General features: G+C 69.4%; 4 protein-coding genes. 2 read left to right on the top strand and 2 right to left on the bottom strand.

What is annotated here, in order from left to right; all coding sequences use genetic code 11:
- On the bottom strand, nt 1-1,444 hold a 1,444-nt coding region (locus MSZK_RS30345; protein WP_099252233.1), incomplete at its 3' end, for an FUSC family protein.
- 5 nt (nt 1,445-1,449) lie between these two features.
- Nucleotides 1,450-2,349, bottom strand: coding sequence for a cation diffusion facilitator family transporter (locus MSZK_RS30340; protein WP_099252232.1), 900 nt, complete (start codon nt 2,347-2,349; stop codon nt 1,450-1,452).
- A gap of 120 nt (nt 2,350-2,469) precedes the next feature.
- Here MSZK_RS30340 and MSZK_RS30335 point away from each other — a divergent pair, with 120 nt between their 5' ends.
- Both MSZK_RS30335 and MSZK_RS30330 read left to right on the top strand, forming a co-directional pair.
- The gene (locus MSZK_RS30335; RefSeq protein WP_099252231.1) at nt 2,470-4,404 is read left to right on the top strand and encodes a sensor domain-containing diguanylate cyclase; all 1,935 of its coding nucleotides are present in this window, start codon (nt 2,470-2,472) and stop codon (nt 4,402-4,404) included.
- Nucleotides 4,405-4,607: 203 nt separating this feature from the next.
- Nucleotides 4,608-5,594 carry a PE-PPE domain-containing protein gene (locus MSZK_RS30330; protein WP_099252230.1) on the top strand — a complete coding sequence of 329 codons (987 nt, stop codon included), beginning with the start codon at nt 4,608-4,610 and terminating at the stop codon, nt 5,592-5,594.
- Nucleotides 5,595-6,130: the final 536 nt, after the last annotated feature.

Below are 6,130 nucleotides of genomic sequence, written 5' to 3'. Positions count from 1 at the left end.
TCGTGGCGGTCTGCAGGTCGCGGCGGGCCGCGCGGGCCGCCAGCCCGGCGGCATCGCCGGTGGCGAGGTGGCCGAAGACCGCCGCAGCCGCCTCCAGCGTGCGCGCGATCGCGTCGGTCAACCGGGTCGACTCCTGCCATCGGCTGGCCACCAGGTACACCGCCACGCCGACCGCACAGCCGATCAGGGTGTCGATGCCGCGGGCCGCCAGCAGGTGACCGATGTCCACCGCATGGGTTCCCGAGGAGATCGTCAGCGCCGCCGTCGTGATGAAAACCGTTGCCAGGGCATAGTTTCCGACCACCAGGAGTTCGATGGCGAAATTCAGCGCCGCCAGTAGCAGCACCAGCCACAGGTCGTGCGGATGCAGCGACAGGATCACTCCGGCCAGTCCCAGGCCCACCCAGGTACCGAGCAGCCGCTCGGCGCCGCGGCGCAGGGTGCGGCTGCGGTCGGCGCCCTGGTGCAGGACCAGTACCGCGGCCGCCATCGCCCAGTAGGCGTGGTCGATCCCCAGCGACATCGCCGCTGCTCCGGCCAGTGGCGCACCGATCGCGACCCGTGCCATCACGTGGCGGATGTGCGAGCCGGGGCTGACGGCCCGCCGCAGAACCGTCGCCAGCGGCGGGCTGCCCAGCGGGATTCGGTCGGCCGGGCGGGTCGCCACTGTCTCCGGTGCCAATGCCAGGGCACCGAGCCTGCGGGCCTTCTCGGCCGCGCCGGCCGCGGGGGCACGGCCGTCCGCGGCCGCGGCCACCGCCGTGCTGAACAGGACGTGCACCGCGTGGTTGGCCGCACGCAGCCGGTGCAGCACGCTGGTTGGTGGCGCGGGCAGCGGCTGATAGTTGACCAGCACGCTCCACGACCGGTGCAGGGCGCCGGCAGCGCGGTGGCGGGCCGCGCGTTCCTGGGGGGATCCGGCGGCCTCGAGGTAGTCGGCGACGGCAGCGGCCGCGGCGGCCACTGCCGTGCGCTCGGGCTTGCGGAAGCCGACCAGCGCGCCGGCCATCTGCACCAGCCAGGCCACCGCGCCGCCGCCCAGCACCAGCAGGCCGACGGTCCAGGGCGCCAGGTGGGCGGCCGACACCCCGATACCGGCCGCGCAGGCCACCACGAACACGTACGCCCCGGGCGGCCCGACGGCCAGCGCATTGCACAACCACACCGCCGCGACCGCTACCGCCGACACCGTCAGCACGCCGATCCACGGCACCTCGGCGGACCAGTCGCCCAGGGCGACCGCCGCGGCGAGCGACACCGCGACCGTCGCCAGCTCGATCGCGCGGTTGGCGTACGGGCGGTCGCCGCCGAAGCGGGCGGTGAACGCGCCCAGCGTCGCGATCAACCCGGAACCCATCGCCCCGGCGGCCCAGCCCGCCGTGGCCGGGATCGCGGTGCTGATCGCCGCTCGCAGGCCGATGGGCCAGCGCGGCGGGGCGGTCAACTAGCTCACCAGTCGGTTTGACCGGGGCAGCCGTCAGCGCATCCGGGCGGCTCGACCTGGACGGTGGCGTGGTCGAGCCCGCGAGCCGACAGCACCGCCCTCGCGTCGTCGAGCACGCGGTCGGAGTCCCCGGTGCTGGTGAGGTGGGCGGTCACCATGTCCTTGCCGGGCACCAGCGTCCACACGTGCAGGTCGTGCACCTCGGTGACCCCGTTGACGGCGGCCAGCGCGGCGCGCAGTTCGTCGACGTCGATGTGTTGCGGTGACGACTCGGACAGGATCCGCAGCGCGGCGCGGGCCAGCCCGATCGCCCTCGGCAGTACCCAGAGCGCGACGAACACCGCGACCACCACGTCGGCGTAGGGCCAGTGGGTTGTCACGTTCACGATGCCGGCGATCAGCACGCCGATACTGCCGACGGTGTCGGCCACCACCTCCATGTAGGCGCCCTTGACCGCCAGGCTCTCCTGCGACTGTGAGCGCAGCAGGAGCACCACGGCGAAGTTGGCGACCAGGCCGGTGATGGCCACCACGATCATCGGGACGCCGGGGATCTCCGGCGCGTTGCCGAGCCGCTCGATCGCCTCGTAGAGGATGAACGCGGCGACGCCGAGCAGCAGCACGGCGTTGGCCACGGCGGTGAACACCTCGGCGCGATGCCAGCCGTAGGTCCGCGCCGCCGACGCGGGACCGTGGCGGGCCAGTAACACCGCGGTCAGCCCCATGAACATGGCCACCAGGTCGGTGAGCATGTGGCCGGCGTCGGCAAGCAGCGCGATCGAGTCGATCATCAGCGCGGTGGTCAGCTCGACGACGAAGAACACGGTCAAGATGCCCGCGGCGATGAGCATTCGGCTCACCCGCGCATCGCCGCCGCCGTGGCTGTGGTCGTGTCCCGATCCCATGCCCGGAAATATATGCGCAAAGTTGCATATGTCGCAAGAGTCTCGGGTCACCTCCCGGTCCTTCGTCTGGCACGCTTTCCCTACGGAGTTCCAGACGGCTGCCAAAGGTTGGGATGAGGCATGGCGATCCGGCGGGTGTTGGTGGTGGGCGATCCCTTCGCCGACCCCGCCATCCTCGGCGATGCCCTTCGCGATACCGGTTCGGATGTGCACGTCGACCGGACTCGGCATCCCGACGATGTCCGCGACTGGCGCGCTGAGGTCGTAATCGTCGACGACGATTGGGCGCCAACGGTTCTGCAGAGGAGCGCGCTGAGCGGGAGTCCGGTTGTCGTGGTGTCGGACCGGCCGGCGGTCGATGTCGCCGTCGAACTGATACGGCGGGGGGCCGCCGACTACCTCTCATCAAGTGACGCGGCCGGCCTGGGCCGGGCACTCGTGCGGGTCGCCGAGCGCGCGGCCGGCCACCAGGAGCGCTTGGCCGGACTGCTGCTGAGGCACTCGCAGGACGTGATCGTGTCGGTCGACCACCGCGGCGACGTGGTCGTCGCCGGTGCGGCGGCCGAATCGATGTTGGGCTACCGGCCCGAAGAGTTGGCCGGGTCGGCGTTCGCCACCCTGATCCACGACGAGGACGTCGAGTCCATGCTGGCCGCGGTGCGGGCCGCCGCGCGCGGCGAGGTGATCTGCGACGTCGAGTGTCGCTGTAGGCACCGCTCCGGCGACATCCGGCATGTCGTCTGGTCGTTGCTCGCCGCCGAGGGCGACGTCTTCACCCTCCTCGGCCGAGACGTCACCGATCGCAGGCGCGCCGAGGCGAAGGTGAGTCAGGAGCGCGACTACGCCGACGCGATCATCAACAGCCTGCCGGGCATCTTCTTCCACTACGACGAGGGCATGCGACTGCTGCGTTGGAATCGGACCATGGCGCAGACGACGGGGTACTCCGACGAGGATCTGGCGGCGATGCACCCGTTCGAGTTCATCGCCGCGTCAGACCGCGGGCTGGCCGCCGACTTGATCGACGGGCTCTTCGAGAGCGGTACCACCAGGGGTGAGATGCGGTATGTGTTCAAAGACGGGACCGAGGCGCCGCATGTGTTTCAGGCGTTGCGATTCGACTACGACGGCCGGCCCGGCTGGATGGGCATCGGTGTCGACATCAGCGAGCAGAAGCGCATGGAAGAGCAATTACGTACGGAGACCGCCCTTTTCGAGGCCATGGTGCAGAACGCCCCGGACGCGATCCTGGTCGTGGATCGTGACAATCGAACCATCATCCACAATCAACGGTTCAGGGATGTGTGGGGGATTCCTCCCGAGATCGCCGACGCCCGATTGCTCGAATTCATCATCGGCCGGACCAAAGACCCGGAAACGTTCGGCACATCGATGCCGGAACGTTCGGACGAGACGAGTTCCGACGAGGTGGAACTCGTCGACGGCACCATACTGCACCGGCTCTCCGGCCCGGTGATCGGCCGGGACGGCCGCAGCTACGGACGAATCTGGTCGTTTCGCGACATCACCGAATACCGGCATGCCGAACGCCGGTTGCGCCACCTGGCCACTCACGATGCCTTGACCGGGCTGGCCAATCGCAATCTGCTCGTACAGAGCGTCGAGCACGCCATCGCGCTCGCCCGCAGCAGCGCCGACATGTTCGCGGTGCTGTTCGTCGACATGGACCGCTTCAAGGTGGTCAACGACCGTTACGGCCACGCTTTCGGTGACGCCGTGCTGCGGGCCGTGGGCGAGCGGTTGCTCGGACTGGTCGGGCCGCCAGATACCGTCGCGCGCCTCGGCGGCGACGAATTCCTGGTCCTGCTTCTTCCGCCCTGCGACGCCGACCGGGCCGAGGCCACGGCGCGGCGGATCGTCGAGGCGCTCGGGGCGCCGCTACCGGTCGACGGCATCGATGTACACCTGGCCGGCAGTGTCGGCGTGAGCCTGTTCCCGCGCGACGGGGAGACCCTCGACTCGTTGCTCACCCACGCCGACCTGGCGATGTATCGGCAGAAGGGACACGGCGCTCACGCGGCCCCGGGCGCCTGAGTCGCCCATCCCGTCGAGTCGCCGCGCTGATCGGTGCGGCTTGCGAAACCCCGGACAGCGCCGATAAGGACGGGCGGTGGTACGCCGGGGCCGGCCGCAAGAGTCTCGGGTCGGTGAGCGCGATCCTGCTATGGTTCAAGTCACATACATTCAGGATTGTTTGTTGGGTCACCCGCGCTCAGCCAGGAGGGTCAGGAGTTCACATGGGATCAGGTCGTGGCACCGGTCGTGCGGCGGTATATAGCGGTTTCGCGATGCTGACCGTGGTGGCGTCGCTCGGGACACCCGCGGTCGCGCTGGCCGATGCCCCGGCGGATCCGGCCGCCGGCGAGGTGCTGGTCGTCGGCGGCACGGGGACCAGCATGCCGTCGGAGCGGATGATGCACGCACTGTACGAACAGGGCATCTTCGGCGACCCGGATCCGGTCGGTGTGCGCTATCCGGCGCAACTGTGGCCGTTCCGGGGGAAGCTGACGCTGGACCGGTCGGTGGCGATCGGGGTGGCGAATCTCGACAGCGCGGTGGCGGACGCGGACGGCCCGGTGACGGTGGTGGGGCTGAGTCAGGGTGCGGTGGTGGTCAACTACGAGAAGCGGGCCTTGATGGCCCAACCCGACCCGCCGGCGGACATCTCTTTTGTGACCATCGGTGACCCCACCAACAGAGATGGCGGGCTCCTGGCGAAGCTCCCGCACCTGCACATTCCCATCCTGGATGCCACGATCCCGCAGGCTCCGGTCGAAACACCCTATGACACAACCGAAATCGTGCACGAATACGACGGCTACGCCGACTTTCCGGACCACCCACTGAATCTGCTTGCCGATCTGAACGCGCTTGCCGGGGTGGTTTATCTGCATCCCAACAAGGGCGGCGTGGATCTCGACGATCCGCGCAACGTGGTCACCACCACCACCAACTCGCTGGGGGGTACCACCACCCACATCGTGGTGCCCACCGACGAGCTGCCCCTGACGCGACCGCTGCGGGCCATCGGCGTGCCGGACAAGGCCGTCGATGCGTTGGACAAGCCGCTACGCAAGATCATCAACACCGGTTACGACGGGGACCGGCCGGGGCGCCCGGCGCCGAGATCGGGTCTGGGTTCCTCGCCCGCGCCGCGCGCCGTGGCGCCGGACCCCGATGCGGCCCGCGCGACAGGGCACTCGAAGCGCCGCGTGCATCCCTAGCGCCGGGCGGGACGGATCCGGCGCTGGGTGCGGCCGGGTCGTACTTGCCGCCGGAGAGTGATCTACATTACAGTAAAAACAAACATGCACGATGGTTTGTAAGTGAGTGGAGGAACGATGGGTAATCCAGTGCAGCGGGGCAGCACAGCGGGATCTGCCAACTGGTTGGGGCTCGGTGCGATAACGCTGGGTATGGGCGCAGCCCTGGCCTGCGGGACCGGTGTCGCCCACGCGGACGTGACCGACTCCGCCCCGGCCGGCGGCGCTTCGAGCGCCGACAGCGGGCCGAGACACTCGGCTCCGGACAGGCGCACCGGGTCGGCCGTGTCCGCACGCCCCGCGGTCAGAACCACGAAGCCGGCCCCGCGCCGGGACACCGTGAAAGCCGATCTCACGGGAGTGGCCGCGGTGATGCGACGAGCGTCAGCGAGCCTCGACCTTCACTCGCCTAGGTGTTCTTCACGGGTAGGTTGTGAACGCGTAGGCGCTCGATTGGTGTCATTCCGCCGATGCCGGTGTGGGGTCGGTGGTGATTG

It is taken from the genome of Mycobacterium sp. shizuoka-1, assembly GCF_002723835.1.
In the GTDB taxonomy this organism is placed as follows: Bacteria; Actinomycetota; Actinomycetes; order Mycobacteriales; family Mycobacteriaceae; genus Mycobacterium.
Note: the sequence above shows the minus strand (reverse complement) of the source record. Positions and strands in the feature narration are given on the sequence as shown.